We start from the raw sequence: 16,410 nt of genomic DNA, 5'->3' as shown, positions 1-16,410 counted from the left end.
CAGAGAACGAAGAGAAACTGCTCGCGTACCTGAAGCGGGTGACGGGCGACCTCCGCCAGACGCAGCGCCGCCTGCGCGAGGCCGAGGCGGCGCACAGCGAACCCGTCGCCATCGTCGGCATGGCCTGCCGCTACCCGGGCGGGGTCGACTCCCCGGAAGGGCTGTGGGACCTCGTCGCCCGCGGCGGTGACGCCGTCACCGGCTTCCCCACCGACCGGGGCTGGGACGTCGAGGGCCTGTACGACCCCGACCCCGCCCGCAGCGGCGGGAACTACGTCCGCGGCGGCGGCTTCCTCGACGGCGTCACCGACTTCGACGCCGGGTTCTTCGGGATCTCCCCCCGGGAGGCCCTGGCCATGGACCCGCAGCAGCGGCTGCTGCTGGAAGGCGCCTGGGAGCTGTTCGAGCGCTCCGGCATCGACCCCGCGTCGCTCAAGGGGAGCCCCACCGGCACGTTCATCGGCTTCAGCTCGATGGACTACGGCTGGGAACTGCCGAGGATCCCCGAGTCCGTCGAGGGCTACTTCGCCACCGGCAACTTCGCCAGCGTCATGTCCGGGCGCATCGCCTACACCTTCGGCCTCGAAGGGCCCGCCGTCACCGTGGACGCGGCCTGCTCCTCCTCACTGGTCGCCCTCCACCTGGCCGCCCAGGCGCTGCGCTCGGGGGAGTGCTCCCTGGCCGTCGCCGGCGGCGTCACCGTGATGTCCACGGCCGTCGGGTACGCCGAGTTCAGCCGGCAGCGCGCGCTGTCCCCCGACGGGCGGTGCCGCGCCTTCTCCGCCTCCGCCGACGGCTTCGGCCCCGCCGAAGGGCTCGGCCTGCTGCTCGTCGAACGGCTGGGCGACGCCCGCCGCAACGGCCACCGCGTCCTCGCCGTGGTCCGCGGCTCGGCCGTCAACCAGGACGGCGCCAGCAACGGCCTCACCGCCCCCAACGGCCCCTCGCAGGAACGCGTCATCCGCGCCGCCCTGCGCAACGCCCGGGTGTCCCCCGACGAGGTGGACGCGGTCGAGGCGCACGGCACCGGCACCCCCCTCGGCGACCCCATCGAGGCCCACGCCCTCCTGGCCACCTACGGCGAACGCCGCCCGCAGGAGCGGCCGTTGTGGCTCGGCTCCGTCAAGTCCAACATCGGACACACCTCCGCCGCGGCCGGAGTCGCGGGCGTCATCAAGATGGTGCAGGCCCTCCGGCACGGCGTCCTGCCCAGGACCCTGCACGCCGACGAGCCCACCCCCCACGTCGACTGGTCGCCCGGCACCGTCCGCCTGCTCACCGAGCCCCGGCCGTGGCCCGACACCGGCGACCGCCCGCGCCGGGCCGGCGTGTCCGCGTTCGGCATCAGCGGCACCAACACCCACGTCATCCTCGAACAGGCCCCGGCCACCCCGCCCGACGACACCGAGTCCGCGCCCGCCCCCGGGACACCCTCCGGACTCACCGCGACGGCCGTGCCGTTGCCGCTCTCGGCACGCTCCGCACCCGCCCTGCGCGCCCAGGCGGAACGCCTCACCGCCTACCTCACCGCACACGCCGAAGCCCCCCTGGACGGCATCGGCCGCACCCTGGCCACCGCCCGCGCCGCACTCGACCACCGCGCCGTACTCCTCGCCACCGACCGCGACCAGACCCTCACCGCCCTGGCCGCCGTCTCGGCCGGGAACCCGGACGCGCACGTGGTCCAGGGTGTCGCGCTGACCGACGGAACCGAACAGGAACTGGCCGGTCGGGTGGTGTTCGTGTTCCCGGGTCAGGGGTCGCAGTGGGTGGGGATGGGGGCGGGTTTGTGGGAGTCGTCGCCGGTGTTCCGGGAGCGGCTCGCAGAGTGTGACGCTGCGCTGTCCGCGTTGGTGGACTGGTCGGTGACCGATGTGGTGCGGGGTCTGCCGTCGGCTGCTTCCCTGGACGATGTGGTGGTGGTGCAGGCGTCGTTGTGGGCGGTGATGGTCTCGCTCGCGGCGGTGTGGCGTTCGGTGGGTGTGGAGCCGGGTGCGGTGATCGGTCACTCGCAGGGTGAGATCGCCGCTGCTGTGGTGGCGGGCGGGCTGTCCGTCGAGGACGGTGCCCGGGTCGTGGTCCTGAGGGCGCAGGCGATCGCGGAGAGCCTGTCCGGCAACGGCGGCATGGTGTCGGTTGCCGTGAGCGCGGACCGGGTGCGGGAGCTGATAGCGCGGTGGGGCGAGCGCATATCGATCGCCTCCATCAACGGGCCCACGTCCACGGTCGTTTCGGGTGAGCCGGGTGCTCTGGACGAGCTGACGGCCGCCTGCGAGGCCGAGGGGATACGAGCGCGTCGTATCGCCGTGGACTACGCCTCCCACTCCGCCCAGGTGGAGTCCATCCGGGACCAGGTCGTCGAGGCCCTCAAGAACATCGAACCGGGCCCCGCGCAGGTGCCGTTCTACTCGACGGTGACTGGTGCGGTGATCGACACCAGTGGTCTGGATGCCACGTACTGGGTGACGAACCTGCGCCAGGAGGTGCGTTTCGACGCCACCGTCCGTGAGCTTCTCACCGACGGCTTCGGCTATTTCGTGGAGTGCAGTCCCCACCCCGTCCTGACCGTCGGTATGCAGGAGACCTTCGAGGACCACGCCGACGCCCAGGCCGCGGTTGCGCTGGGCACCCTGCGTCGCGACGAGGGTGGGCCCGAGCGGTTCCTGACCTCCCTCGCCGAGGGCTACGTCCGCGGGCTCACCGTCGACTGGATCGCCCTCTTCGCCGGGACCACCGACGCCGAGCCGCTGCTCGACCTGCCCACCTACGCCTTCCAGCGCAGGCGCTACTGGCTGGACGGGGGCGCCGCGGCCGTCACCGACCCGTCCGGGCTCGGGCTCGCCGACGCGGGCCATCCCCTGCTGGGCGCGACGGTCCACGTGGCGGACGACGAGCGGAAGTTGCTCACCGGACTGCTCTCCCGCCGGGCCCAGCCCTGGCTGGCCGACCACGTCGTCCACGGCACGGCACTCGTAGGTGGTGCCACCGTCGCCGAGCTGGCCTTGGCCGCCGCCGCGCAGGCCGGTGCCGAGCTGGTGGAGGCGCTGGTGGTGGAGGCGCCGCTGCCGCTGCCCGAGAAGGACGGCGTGCAGATCCAGCTGTCCCTCGGTGCTCCGGACACCGACGAGCGGCGCGAGCTGGCCCTGTACGCCCGACCCGGCGACGCGCTGCCGGACACCCCGTGGACCCGGCACGCCCGAGGCACCGTGGCCACCTCCACGTCCCCGACCGAGCCTCCCGCAGAGGAACCCTTCGGGACGTGGCCGCCCGAGGGTGCCGTGCCCGTGGGGACCGGTGGGGCGTACGAGCGGCTGGAGCCCGTCGGGTACGGGTACGGTCCCGCGTTCCAGGGGCTGCGGGCCGTGTGGCGGCGGGGGGAGGACCTGTTCGCCGAGGTGGCGCTGCCGGACGAACAGGCCCGGGACGCAGGCGCGTTCGGCCTGCACCCGGCCCTCCTGGACGCCGCCCTGCACCCCGCCCTGCTCGACCACCTGGACGGCGCCGACGACACGGGGCTGCGACTGCCGGCCGAGTGGCACGGTCTGGCCCTCCACGCCGTGGGCGCCACCGTGCTGCGCGTCCGGATCCGGCCCACGGGACCCGGCGCCGTGTCGCTGCTCCTCGCCGACGCCGCCGGCAACCCGGTGGCCTCGGTCGACGAGGTGCGACTGAGCGAGCACGCCCCCGAGGACGTGGCCGGCGCCGCGCGGTCGCTCCGGGACGCGCTGTTCCGGCTGGAGTGGACCCCGTTCGACCGGCCGCTCCCGGCGGTCGCCCCCGCCGGCTGGACCGTCGTGGGCCCGGACGAGCTGGGCATCGGCGCGGGCGCGGAGCAGGACGCCGAACCGTCCCTCGCCCTCGCCTCGTTCGTGTCCTCCGCGGAAGGTGCCCCCGGTGCCGCGCTCGCCCCGCGGGTGCACGAGGCGGCCACGGCCGCGCTGGGCCTCGTGCAGAAGTGGCTCGCCGACGAGCGGTCCGAGGCCGTCCCGTTGGTTTTGGTGACCGGCGGCGCGGTGGCCGCCGCACCGGGTGACCGGGTCACGGACGTCGTCAACGCGCCGCTGTGGGGCCTGGTCAGGTCCGTCCAGGCCGAGTACCCGGCCGGCAGGTTCCTGCTGGTGGACGTGGACGGGCACGAGGCGTCCCGTACGGCGCTCGCCGCCGCGGCCGCCGCGGCGTTGGAGGCGGGCGAGCCGCAACTGGCCGTCCGCAACGGCACCGCACTGGTGCCGCGCCTGGTCCGCGCGGAAGCCCCGACGCAGGACACCGCGACACCCTTCTCCGCCTCCGGCACGTTCCCCGCCTCCGGCACGTTCCCCGCCTCCGGCGCGTTCCCCACCTCCGGCACCGTCCTCGTCACCGGCGGCACCGGCACGTCCGGCGCCCGCGTCGCCCGCCACCTCGTGGCCGCCCACGGCGTGCGGCACCTGCTGCTGATCGGCCGGCGAGGACCGGACACCCCCGGGGCCACCGAACTCCTGGACGAGCTGCACGCGCTGGGCGCCGACACCGTGGACCTCGTGGCCTGCGACGCCGCCGACCGCGACGCTCTGGCAGACGTCCTCGCCTCGGTACCCGCGAGCCGTCCGCTCACCGCGGTCGTGCACGCGGCCGGAGTGCTGGACGACGCCCTCACCACCTCCCTGACCGCCCCGCAGCTGGAACGCGTGCTGCGGCCGAAGGCCGACGCCGCACTCCACCTGCACGACCTGACGCGCGACCGCGAGTTGTCGGCGTTCGTCCTGTTCTCGTCGGCCGCCGGCACGCTCGGCAACGCGGGACAGGCCAATCTCGCCGCCGCGAGCACCGTCCTCGACGCCCTCGCCGAACACCGGCGCGCCCTCGGCCTGCCCGCCGTCTCCCTGGCCTGGGGCCCCTGGACCACGGAGGGGAACGAGGAGGAAGACGGCGGGGCGGCCGGCGGGGGAGTGCTCCCGTTCTCCCCCTCGGAGGGACTGGCGCTGCTGGACGCGGCCCTCGCGGACGGCGCCGCCCTCGCCGTGCCGGTACGGCTCGACCTCCCCGCACTCGGCGCCGCGGCGGCCGCCGGGACGCTCCCCGCAGCCCTGCGCCGCTTGGTGCGCGTCCCCGCCCGGCGCGCCGCCGCCTCGGGACCGGGCACGGCGGCGGACACCGGTCTCGCCCGCGAGCTGGCCGCGGCGCCCGAGGCCGAGCGGCGCAGGATCCTGCTCGACCTGGTGCGCACCGAGGTCGCGGCGGTCCTGCGGCACGCCACCGTGGACGACGTGGAGGCCGACCGGGCGTTCAAGGAGCTCGGCTTCGACTCCCTGACCGCCGTCGAGCTGCGCAACCGGCTCGGCGCCGCGACCGGCCTGCGGCTGCCGCCCACGCTGGTCTTCACCTACCCGAACCCCACGGCCCTGGTGCGCTTCCTGCTGGACGAGATCGCGCCGGGCGCCGGGGAGGGGGCCACGACCCCGGTCCTCGCCGAACTGGACCGGCTCGACGCCGACCTGTCCGGCCTGACCCCGGACGACGCGACCCGCGACCGGATCACCCGGCGCCTGGAGGCGCTGCTGTGGAAGTGGAGCGGTGAACCGGACGGCGAGGAGGCGGTCCTCGGCCGGGAAACCCTCGAAGACGCCTCGGACGACGAGATGTTCGCGCTGATCGACCAGGAACTCGGCGAAGCCGGCTGAGGACCCGACACCCACCACGCGGCGGAACCGGCCGCGGGCGCACCCGCGCCGGAACCGCTCGAACGGCTTGCGAAGGAGTTCTGGGGAAGATGTCCAACGGCAGCACCGAGGCGAAGCTCCGCGACTACCTCAAGCGGGTCACCGCCGAGCTGGGCCAGACCCGGCACCGTCTGCGGGAGGCCGAGGCCGCCGCCGCGCAGCCGATCGCCATCGTCGGCATGGCCTGCCGCTACCCGGGCGGGTCCGACTCCCCCGAGGGGCTGTGGGACCTGGTCGCGCGGGGGCGGGACGCCATCACGCCCTTCCCCGCCGACCGCGGCTGGGACCTCGACGCCCTGTACCACCCGGACCCGGAGAACCGCGGCACCAGCTACGTCAGGGAAGGCGGGTTCCTGCACGACGCCGCCGACTTCGACCCCGCCTTCTTCGGGATCACCCCGCGCGAGGCGCTGGGCATGGACCCCCAGCAGCGCCTGATGCTGGAGACCTCCTGGGAGGCGTTCGAACGGGCCGGCATCGACCCCCTCACCCTGAAGGGCGCCCAGGTCGGCGTCTACACCGGCATCGTCACCTCCGGCTACGTCACCCGGCTGCGGGAGACCCCCGAGTCCGTCGAGGGCTACGTCGTCACCGGCACCATGGCGAGCGTCGCCTCCGGCCGCGTCGCCTACACCCTCGGCCTGGAAGGGCCGGCGGTCAGCGTCGAGACCGCCTGCTCGTCGTCCCTGGTCGCCCTGCACCTCGCCGTACAGGCGCTGCGCGACGGCGAGTGCGCCATGGCCCTCGCGGGCGGTGTCGCCGTCATGCCGGTGCCGGACGCCTTCGTGGAGTTCAGCCGCCAGCGCGGCATGGCCCCGGACGGGCGCATCAAGGCCTTCGCGGCCGCCGCCGACGGCACCACCTGGTCCGAGGGCGCCGGTGTGCTCCTCGTGGAACGGCTCGCCGACGCCCGCCGCAACGGCCACCCCGTCCTCGCCGTGGTCCGCGGCTCGGCCATCAACCAGGACGGCGCCAGCAACGGCCTGTCCGCCCCCAACGACCTCGCCCAGGAACGGGTGATCCGCGCCGCCCTCGCCAACGCCCGGCTCACCCCGGCCGACGTGGACGCCGTCGAGGCCCACGGCACCGGCACCACCCTCGGCGACCCCATCGAGGCCCAGGCCCTGCTGGCGACCTACGGCAGGGAGCGCCCCCCGGACCGGCCCCTGTGGCTCGGCTCCCTCAAGTCCAACCTCGGCCACTCCGGCCCCGCGGCGGGCGTGGCCGGGGTGATCAAGATGGTGGAGGCGCTGCGCCACGGCGTCCTGCCCAGGACCCTCCACGTGGACGCCCCCACCCCCCACGTGGACTGGTCGTCCGGCGCGGTCCGCCTGCTCACCGAACCCGTCGACTGGACCGGCCACCCCGACCGCCCCCGCAGGGCGGGCGTGTCCGCGTTCGGCATCAGCGGCACGAACGCGCACGTGATCCTGGAGGAGGCACCGGAGTCGGAGGCCGCGGAGGAGCCCCCCGGCGACCCGCGCCTCACCTCGGGTGCGCTGCCGTGGGTCGTGTCGGGGCGGTCGGAAACGGCGTTGCGTGCCCAGGCGGGGCGGCTCGCGGGGTTCGTCGGGGAGCGTCCTGCTCTGACGGTCGCCGACGTGGCTCGGTCGCTGGTGGAGACGCGGTCGGCTCTGGAGCACCGGGCGGTGGTCCTGGCGGACGACCGGGATGCCGCTGTGGAGGCGTTGCGGGCGGTGGCGGAGGGCGTGCCGTCGCCCGGTGTGGTGGCGGGAACGGTGTCCGGCGAGCCGGGCCGAGTCGTGTTCGTGTTCCCGGGTCAGGGGTCGCAGTGGCTCGGGATGGGGGCGGGGCTGTGGGAGTCGTCGCCGGTGTTCCGGGAGCGGCTCACCGAGTGTGACGCTGCGCTGTCCGCGTTGGTGGACTGGTCGGTGGTTGATGTCGTGCGGGGTCTGCCCACGGCTGCCTCCCTGGACGATGTGGTCGTGGTGCAGGCGTCGTTGTGGGCGGTGATGGTCTCGCTCGCGGCGGTGTGGCGTTCGGTCGGCGTCGAGCCGGGTGCGGTGATCGGTCACTCGCAAGGTGAGATCGCCGCCGCTGTAGTGGCGGGAGGGCTGTCGGTCCAGGACGGTGCTCAGGTCGTCGTGCTGAGGGCGCAGGCGATCGCGGAAAGTCTGTCCGGGAACGGCGGCATGGTCTCCCTAGCCGTAAGCGCGAACCAGGTACGCGAGTTGATCGACCGGTGGGGTGAGCGAATATCGATCGCCTCCATCAACGGGCCCACGTCCACCGTCGTTTCGGGTGAGCCGGAGGCTCTGGACGAGCTGACGGCCGCCTGCGAGGCCGACGGGATACGAGCGCGTCGGATCGCCGTGGACTACGCCTCCCACTCCGCCCAGGTGGAGTCCATCCGGGACCAGGTCGTCGAGGCCCTCAAGAACATCGAACCCGGCCCCGCGCAGGTGCCGTTCTACTCGACGGTGACCGGTGCGGTGATCGACACCAGCGGTCTGGACGCCACGTACTGGGTGACCAACCTCCGTCAGGAGGTGCGTTTCGACGCCACCGTCCGCGAGCTTCTCACCGACGGCTTCGGCTACTTCGTGGAGTGCAGCCCCCACCCCGTCCTGACCGTCGGCATGCAGGAGACCTTCGAGGACCACGCCGACGCCCAAGCCGCCGTCGCACTCGGCACCTTGCGCCGCGACGAGGGCGGGCCCGAGCGGTTCCTGACCTCCCTCGCCGAGGGCTACGTCCGCGGGCTCACCGTCGACTGGACCGCCCTGTTCGCCGGCACCGGCGCCCGGCGCGTGGAACTCCCCACCTACGCCTTCCAGCGGCAGCGCTACTGGCTGGAGGAGCCCCCGGGGACGGCGTTCCGGCAGGGTGCGGGGGAGTCGGACGGCGCGGACGCCGGGTTCTGGGCCGCCGTGGACGCCGGGGACCTGGAGACGCTGACCGCCGAGCTGGGCGTACCCGCCGACGAGCCGTTCAGCGGACTGCTGCCGGCCCTGTCGTCCTGGCGCGGTCGACGGCAGGAGGAGGCGCAGGCCGACGGGTGGCGCTACCGGGTGGTGTGGCGGCCCGCCCGCTTCCCGGCCGGCCCGGGACCGCGGGGGCGCTGGATCGTCGTCGTTCCCGAATCGTACGCGGACGACCCCTGGGCCGCCGGGTCCGTACGCGCCCTGGAGCAGTCGGGCGCCCTCGTGACGCGGCTGGTCGTGGACGGGGGGAGCACCGATCGCGGGCGGTGCGCGGAGGCGCTGCGCCAGGCGTTCGCCGGAGGCCGGAGCGATGGGGCCGAAGGCGAGGTGGCCCCGGGCGGCGTGCTGTCCCTGCTCGCGCTGGACGACGCCCCGCACCCCGCCCATCCGTCCGTGCCCGCGGGTCTGGCCGCGACCGTCGCGCTGGTGCAGGCGATGGTCGAGGTGGGGGAGGGGATGCCCGTACCGCCCCGGCTGTGGTGCGCGACGCGGGGTGCGGTGTCCACCGGCGCGTCCGACCCGCTGACCCGTCCGGCGCAGGCCCAGGTCTGGGGCCTCGGCCGGGTCGCCGCGCTGGAACACCCGCTGCTGTGGGGCGGTTTGGTCGACCTGCCCGGGGACGCCGGTGACACCGAGGTCGCCCGGCTGGCGGCCGCGCTCGCCGGGCCCGCCGACGAGGACCACCTCGCCGTGCGCGGGGACGGCCACGGCGTCTACGTCCGCCGTCTGGTGCGGGCGCCCGCCACCGGGGTGCCCGCGGTGCGTGCGTGGCGGCCGCGCGGCAGCGTCCTGGTCACCGGGGGTACCGGCGGCATCGGCGGTCATCTGGCGCGCCGTCTGGCGCGGGCGGGCGCCGAGCACCTGGTGCTGGTCAGCCGGAGCGGCCCCGAGGCGCCCGGCGCCACCGAACTGGAGGAGGAGCTGACGGCGGCCGGGGCGAAGGTGTCCCTGGTGGCCTGCGACGTCTCCGACCGGGACGCGCTCGCCGCCGTACTCGCGGCCGTCCCCGCCGACCAGCCGCTGACCGCCGTCGTCCACGCCGCCGCCGTACTGGACGACGGGGTGATCGACTCGCTGGACCCGGAGCGGATGGAACGCGTACTGCGGGTGAAGGCGCAGGGCGCGCTGCACCTGGACGAGCTGACCCGGGACGCGGAGCTGTCCGCGTTCGTGCTCTGCTCGTCGTTCGGCGCCACCTTCGGCCTCCCGGCCCTCGGCAACTACGCGCCCGGCAACGCCTTCCTCGACGCGCTCGCCGAGCGGCGCCGCGCCGAAGGGCTGCCCGCCACCTCCGTGGCCTGGGGCACCTGGGCCGGCACCGGCATGGCGGCCGGGGACGTCGGCGCCCGCGGCCGTCTGGAGGGCATCCACGAGATGGAGCCGGAACCCGCCTCCGCCGCCCTCGAACGCGTCCTCGACCGCGACGAGACCACGTCGGTCCTCATCGACCTGCGCTGGGACCGCTTCGCCCCGGTCTTCCACGCCAAGCGGCCCACCGCCCTGTTCGCCGAGATCCCCGAGGCCGTGCGGGCGCTGGCCCGCGGCGGCGACGCCGACGAGGACCCGGCCACGGCCGGCGAGGCGGCCGGCGGACTGCGGACCAGGCTCGCCGGGGTCCCCCGGGCCGAGCAGGAGCGCGAGCTGCTCGAACTGGTCCGCTCCCACGCGGGCGTCGTCATGGGCCACGTCACCCTCACCGGCAACGCGCGCGACGCCGTCGCACCCGACCGGCCCTTCCGCGACCTCGGGTTCGACTCGCTGATGGCCGTGGAACTGCGCAACCGGGTCGGCGCCGCCACCGGTGTCGCCCTGCCGGCCACGCTCGTCTTCGACCACCCGACCCCGGAGGCGGTGGCCCGTCACCTGCGGGAGGAGATGGGCCTGACGGACGCCGACGGCGCCCCGCCCGGCTTCGCCGAACTGGAACGCCTGGAGGCCGCGCTCGCCGCAGCGCCGGCCGACGGGGAGGCACGGGCCCGCATGGCCAGACGCCTGGAACGGCTGCTGTGGACGGTGAGCGGAGACGCCCCCGCGACGGCACCCGGAGAGGACTCCGGGGACACCGAGTTCTCCACCGTCAGCAACGACGAGATGTTCGACCTCATCGACCGCGAACTGGGGGCCTAGCCGACATGACCACCGACGAGAAGAAACTCCGGGAGTACCTCAACAAGGTCATGACCGACCTGCGCCGCACGCAGCGCCGCCTGCGCTCGGTCGAGGAACGGGACCACGAGCCGGTCGCCGTCGTCGGCATGGCCTGCCGCTACCCCGGCGACGCGGACTCCCCCGAGGGACTGTGGCGGCTCGTCGACGGCGGCGGTGACGCCATCTCCGGCTTCCCCGCCGACCGCGGCTGGGACCTGGACGGCCTGCGGCTGACCGACCCGGAGGGCAGGGAACTGGCGCCCGAGGGCGGCTTCGTGACCGGGGCCGCCGCGTTCGACGCCCAACTGTTCGGCATCTCCCCGCGCGAGGCCCTGGCGATGGACCCGCAGCAGCGGCTGGTCCTGGAGTGTGCCTACGAGGCGTTCGAACGGGCGGGCATCGACCCGTCCTCGCTCGACGGCACCGACACCGGCGTGTTCGTCGGCGCCTCCTACACCGGCTACGGCGCCGACGTGGAGCAGATCCCGGACGGCCTCGAGGGCTACACCATGACGGGGTCGGCCAACAGCGTCGTCTCCGGGCGGGTCGCCTACACGTTCGGCCTCGAAGGGCCCGCCGTGACCATCGACACGGCGTGCTCCTCCTCCCTGGTGGCGCTCCACTGGGCGGTGCAGTCGCTGCGGTCCGGCGAGACCGGCCTGGCCCTGGCGGGAGGGGCGATGGTCATGCCGAGCCCGATGGAGTTCGTCGAGTTCAGCAGGCAGCAGATCCTGGCCGCGGACGCCCGCTGCAAGGCCTTCGCCGAAGCGGCCGACGGCACCGGCTTCTCCGAGGGCGCCGGCCTGGTCCTCCTGGAACGGCTGAGCGACGCCCGGCGCAACGGCCACCGCGTCCTGGCCGTCATCCGCGGCTCGGCGGTCAACCAGGACGGTGCCAGCAACGGCCTCACCGCCCCCAACGGCCCCGCCCAGCGACGCGTCATCGAAGCGGCCCTCGCCAACGCCCGGCTCACCCCGGCCGACGTGGACGCCGTCGAGGCCCACGGCACCGGCACCACCCTCGGCGACCCCATCGAGGCCCAGGCCCTCATCGCCGTCTACGGCAAGGACCGCCCCGCGGACCACCCGCTGTGGCTGGGCTCGGTGAAGTCCAACATCGGCCACACCCAGGCCGCCGCGGGCGTCGCCGGCGTGATCAAGATGGTCGAGGCACTGCGGCACCGCTCCTTGCCCCGCACCCTGCACGTGGACGCCCCGACCCCGCAGGTCGACTGGTCCGCGGGAACGGTACGGCTGCTGACCGAGGCCCGCCCGTGGGACACCCCCGGAGGGCGGCCGCGCCGCGCCGCGGTCTCCGCGTTCGGCATCAGCGGCACCAACGCCCACCTCGTCCTGGAGGAGGCCCCCGAGGACGCGGGGACCCCCGACACCGCCGGGCCCGACGAGGGAACCCCGTCCTCGGCACGCCCCACCGGTCTGGTGGGCGGTGCCGTCCCCTGGCCGCTGTCCGGCCGGACGGCGACGGCCCTGCACGCCCAGGCCGCCCGCCTCACCTCGTACCTGGACGACCACCCCGGCACCTCGCCGCTCGACGTCGGCGCATCCCTGGCGCTCTCCCGGGGCGCCCTCGACCACCGCGCGGTGCTGCTGGCGACCGACGCGGAGACCACCCACACCGCCCTCACCGCCCTCGGCGAGGGCGTCCCCACGGCCGACGCGGTGACGGGCGCGGTCCTCCCGGGCGCGCCCCGGGTGGTGTTCGTGTTCCCGGGTCAGGGGTCGCAGTGGCTCGGGATGGGGGCGGGGTTGTGGGAGTCGTCGCCGGTGTTCCGGGAGCGGCTCGCGGAGTGTGACGCTGCGCTGTCGGCGTTGGTGGACTGGTCGGTGACCGATGTCGTGCGCGGCTTGCCGTCGGCTGCCTCGCTGGACGATGTGGTGGTGGTGCAGGCGTCGTTGTGGGCGGTGATGGTCTCGCTCGCGGCGGTGTGGCGTTCGGTCGGTGTGGAGCCGGGTGCGGTGATCGGTCACTCGCAGGGTGAGATCGCCGCCGCTGTGGTGGCCGGTGGGCTGTCCGTCGAGGACGGTGCCCGGGTCGTGGTCCTGCGCGCGCAGGCGATCGCGGAGAGCCTGTCCGGCAACGGCGGCATGGTCTCCGTCGCCGTGAGCGCGGACCGGGTGCGGGAGCTGATAGCGCGGTGGGGCGAGCGCATATCGATCGCCTCCATCAACGGGCCCACGTCCACCGTCGTTTCGGGTGAGCCGGAGGCTCTGGACGAGCTGACGGCCGCCTGCGAGGCCGAGGGGATACGAGCGCGTCGTATCGCCGTGGACTACGCCTCCCACTCCGCCCAGGTGGAGTCCATCCGGGACCAGGTCGTCGAGGCCCTCAAGAACATCGAACCGGGCCCCGCGCAGGTGCCGTTCTACTCGACGGTGACCGGTGCGGTGATCGACACCAGTGGTCTGGACGCCACGTACTGGGTGACCAACCTCCGTCAGGAGGTGCGTTTCGACGCCACCGTCCGTGAGCTTCTCACCGATGGCTTCGGCTATTTCGTGGAGTGCAGTCCCCACCCCGTGCTGACCGTCGGTATGCAGGAGACCTTCGAGGACCACACGGACGCCCAGGCCGCGGTTGCGCTGGGCACCTTGCGCCGCGACGAGGGCGGGCCCGAGCGGTTCCTGACCTCCCTCGCCGAGGGCTACGTCCGTGGCCTCCCCGTCGACTGGACCGCCCTGTTCGCCGGCACCGGTGCCGACCACCGGCTCGACCTGCCCACCTACGCCTTCCAACGGCAGCGGTACTGGCTGGAGTCCGGCCCCGGCGGTTCCGGTGACCCGGCCGGGCTCGGGCTCGCCGACGCGGGGCACCCGCTGCTGGGCGCGGCCGTCGAGGTGGCGGGCGGTGACCAACTGCTGCTGACCGGACGGCTGTCGCTGCACGCCCACCCGTGGCTGGCCGACCACGTCGTCCAGGGCACGCCGGTGCTCGCGGGAGCCGCCTTCGCGGAGCTGGCCCTGCACGCCGGTGAGCGGGCCGGGGCCGAAGTGGTCGAGAGCCTGACCGTGGAGGCGCCGCTGGTGGTGCCGGAGGCCGGCGGGGTACAGCTCCAGCTGTCCGTGGGCGCGCCCGGCGAGGACGGCGCGCGTGAACTGGCCGTCCACGCACGGCCGGAGACGTCGGAGGAGGCGGCGCCATGGGTGCGCCACGCCACCGCCCGGCTGGTTCCCGGAGGGGCCGACGACGACGCCTCCGGGCCCCTCGAACGGCTCGCGCAGTGGCCGCCCTCGGGGGCCCAGCCGGTGAGCGTCGCCAACTTCCACCAGCGGATGGCCGACGCCGGGCAGGGCTACGGACCCGCGTTCCACGGGCTGCGCGCGGTGTGGCGGCACGGCCGGGAGACGTACGCCGAAGTGGCCCTGCCCGAGGACCAGGAGAGGCGGGCCGCCGGGTACGGGCTCCATCCGGCGCTGCTCGACGCCGCGCTGCAGCCGGCCCGGCTCGAGGAGCGCGCCGGGGTGCTGTGGACCGACTGGTCGGGCCTGTCGCTGCGTGCCGTGGGGGCCACCGAGCTGCGGGTGCACGTACGGCCCGCGGACGACGGGGCCGTCACGGTGACCCTCGGCGACGCGTCGGGCCGTCCGGTCGGCACGGTGGCGGCGGTGGCCGCGCGCGCGGTCGCCCCCGAGGAGCTGCGGCGGGCCGCGGACGGCGTCCGGGACGCGCTGTACCGGGTGGAGTGGTCGCCGGTGCCCGCGCCCGGACAGACCGCCGACTGGGTGGTGCTGGGCGCCGACCCGGTCGGGGTGGCCGACGTGCTGGAGGAGGCGGGCGCCTACCCGCAGACGTACGAAGACCTGGACGCGCTGGCCGAGGCCGTGGACGCGGGCCTGCCGCTGCCCGAGCTGACCGTCGTCTCCCACGGCGGCCCGGTGCCCCCGGACGACGGCGCCCTGGCGCGGCACGCCCTGGACGCGGTCACCGACCTGCTGGCGGTCGTGCAGCGCTGGCTCGCCGACGAGCGGTTCGCCGGGGGACGGCTGCTGGTGGTGACCAGGGACGCGGTCGCGGCCGGTCCCGGGGGCGGCGCCGGCGACCTGGCCCACTCCGCCGCGTGGGGACTGGTGCGCTCCGCGATGGCCGCCCACCCGGGCCGGTTCGGGCTGCTGGACCTGGACGGGGACGACGGTTCGCTCGCCGTGCTCCCGGACGCCGTGCCCGCCGTCGTCGCCTCCGGTGAGCCCGAGATGGCCCTGCGCGCGGGTGTGGTCCTGGTGCCCAGGATCCGCCCGGCGTCCCCGGCGCCCGCCGCGGCCCCGGCCGCCTGGGACCCCGACGGCACCGTGCTGATCACCGGCGGCACCGGCGCGCTCGGCCGGGTGCTCGCCCGTCACCTGGTCAAGCAGCACGGTGTGCGCCACCTGCTGCTGCTGAGCCGCCGGGGCCGCGCCGCGGACGGCGTCGAGGGACTGGAGCGCGAACTGTCGTCGCTGGGTGCGTCGGTGTCCGTGGAGGCGTGCGACGCCGCCGACCGGGAGGCGCTGGCCCGGGTGCTGGCCTCCGTACCGGCCGACCGGCCGCTGACGGCCGTGCTGCACGCCGCCGGGACGCTCGCCGACCGGCCCCTGGAGGCCCTGACGCCGCAGGACGTGGAGCACGTGTTCACGCCCAAGGTGACGGCGGCCCTCAACCTGCACGAGCTGACCCGGGATTCGGACCTGGCGGCGTTCGAGCTGTTCTCCTCGGCGTCCGGTGTGCTCGGCAGCCTCGCCCAGCCGAACTACGCGGCCGCCAACGCCTTCCTCGACGCCCTCGCCGCGCACCGCCGGGCGGCGGGCCTCGCCGGCCGGTCCCTGGCCTGGGGCCTGTGGGCGGGGACGAGCGACATGGCGGGCGGCGCGGACACGGCCAGGTTCGCCCGCGCCGGCATCCTGCCGCTGTCCCCCGACGAGGGCACCGCCCTGTTCGACGCCGCGTCGGGCACCGACGACGCCCTGCTGGTGCCCGTGCTGCTGGACACGGCGGCGCTGCGCTCGCGCGCCGCCGAGGGCACCCTGTCCGGGATGCTGCGCGGCCTGGTGAAGGCGGCCCCCGGCAAGCGGGCCGCCGCCGCGTCCGGCGCCGCGTCGCAGGAGCCCGACTGGGCGGCCCGGCTCGCCGGGCTCACCCGGGACGAGCAGACGCACCGGCTGGTCGAGCTGACCCGCGCCCACGTGGCGTCGGTCCTCGGCCACGGCACCCCGGAGGCCATCGAACCCGACCGTCCGTTCAAGGAGATCGGCTTCGACTCGCTGACCGCGCTGGAGCTGCGCAACCGGCTCGGCGCGGCCACCGGCCTCACCCTGCCCGCCACCCTGGTCTTCGACCACCCCACGCTGAACGCCACCGCCGCCCTCCTGCTCGACCTGCTCGCCCCCGAGTCCGCGACCGCGGCACCGCCCGCGCTGGCCGAACTCGACCGGCTGGAGGAGGCCCTGGCCGCCGTCCCCGACGGCGACACCGCCACCCGCGCCCGGGTCAGGGAACGGCTCCAGGCCCTGCTGGCCGGGTGGTCCGGCGCGGCCCGGCCGGCCGACGACGGCGACGAGGAACTGGACGACGCCACCGACAGCGAGCTGTTCGCGCTGCTCGACGACGAACTGGACACGCCGTGACCA

2 protein-coding genes and 1 pseudogene are annotated in these 16,410 nt (G+C 75.1%); all 3 read left to right on the top strand.

All coding sequences use genetic code 11. The features are described 5' to 3' along the window. Window positions 1-38: 38 nt before the first annotated feature. Window positions 39-5,660: pseudogene (locus AQJ30_RS13885) on the top strand (type I polyketide synthase); the annotation flags it as partial. Window positions 5,661-5,740: 80 nt separating this feature from the next. Next, window positions 5,741-10,771, top strand: a complete 5,031-nt coding sequence (locus tag AQJ30_RS13880) for a type I polyketide synthase (protein ID WP_425424148.1) — start codon at window positions 5,741-5,743, stop codon at window positions 10,769-10,771. 5 nt (window positions 10,772-10,776) lie between these two features. Continuing rightward, window positions 10,777-16,407, top strand: a complete 5,631-nt coding sequence (locus AQJ30_RS13875; protein ID WP_067233221.1) for a type I polyketide synthase — start codon at window positions 10,777-10,779, stop codon at window positions 16,405-16,407. Window positions 16,408-16,410 lie beyond the last annotated feature (3 nt).

Origin of the sequence: Streptomyces longwoodensis (assembly GCF_001514125.1) — a bacterium.
Taxonomy (GTDB): Bacteria; Actinomycetota; Actinomycetes; order Streptomycetales; family Streptomycetaceae; genus Streptomyces; species Streptomyces longwoodensis.
Note: the sequence above shows the minus strand (reverse complement) of the source record. Positions and strands in the feature narration are given on the sequence as shown.

Bases quoted from the DNA above. Each gene is read 5' to 3' on its own strand.
- AQJ30_RS13875 (WP_067233221.1), top strand. From the start codon at position 10,777: ATGACCACCGACGAGAAGAAACTCCGGGAGTACCTCAACAAGGTCATG.